This window comes from Bacillus sp. AFS001701 (assembly GCF_002559405.1).
GTDB lineage: Bacteria > Bacillota > Bacilli > Bacillales > Bacillaceae_G > Gottfriedia.
This window is the reverse complement of the sequence record NZ_NTZO01000679.1, coordinates 1-1,047: the sequence shown is the minus strand read 5'-3', so window position 1 is coordinate 1,047 and position 1,047 is coordinate 1. Positions and strand designations below refer to the sequence as shown.

Here is a 1,047-nt window from a genome sequence, read left to right as displayed (position 1 = left end):
CCTTTGAATTTTGTGTCGTAATCTTATATGATATAGAAGTATTATTTACAGAATAATTTTTTTAATAATTAAATTTTAAAATTATTATTATTTTATAAAAGTGGGTGGATATACTTGCTACGTGTTTTAAAAGGGGTATCGTTAATTACCTCATTCATTCTTTTAATTGTTTTATTGGGCGGTGCTCTCGTAACAAAGACTAATTCTGGACTCGGTTGTGGAAGATCATGGCCCCTTTGTAAAGGTCAAATCATTCCTGATCATCTAACTATTCAAACTGTGATTGAATTATCTCATCGTGCAGCATCAGGCCTTGCTGGGATATTTGTTTTATTATTAGCAGTGCTTGCTTGGATTGTCATTCCTCATAAAAGAGAAACAAAGTTTTTAGCAATCATTTCTTGTATTTTTCTAGTTGCTCAAGCATTAATCGGGGCAGCCGCAGTTGTTTGGGGTCAAATCCCAGCTGTAAAAGCAATTCATTTTGGTATTTCTCTAATTTGTTTTGCTGCTGTAGTCATGTTAACTTTATTAATTTTTGAACGTGATCGCAATTATCAAAAAAATTCTTTTTATGTCGGAAAAAGAATGAAATTTCATACTTACGGTTTATGGATTTATTCATACTTAGTTGTTTATACGGGCGCACTTGTTCGCCACGAAAATGCTAGCTTAGCTTGTCCTAGCTGGCCACTATGCAGTAAAGCAAACAATGGAATTCCTACACAAGTTCATGAATGGATTCAAATGGGGCATCGATTCGCTGCTTTTCTTTTATTCGTCTGGGTAATTATTGCTTTTGTACATGCTTATAAATACTATCGTAATGAACGTGGCATTTATTTTGGATGGTTTGTATCTTTAATTCTAGTTACTCTTCAAGTAATTTGTGGAGCGGTTATCGTTTTTACAAACCTAAATATTTATGTTGCATTAACACATGCTATTTTAATCTCGTGCTTGTTTGCAATATTTAGTTTCCAAAGTTTAGTTTGTACAAGAAGTAAAAGCTCAAATTCTGAGTTACTTCAAAATAAAAATATCTCT

1 protein-coding gene is annotated in these 1,047 nt (G+C 32.7%); it reads left to right on the top strand.

All coding sequences use genetic code 11. The features are described from left to right. Positions 1–114 precede the first annotated feature (114 nt). Positions 115–1,047: COX15/CtaA family protein (locus CN514_RS24575; RefSeq protein ID WP_141529525.1), on the top strand; the 933-nt coding region annotated here is incomplete at its 3' end.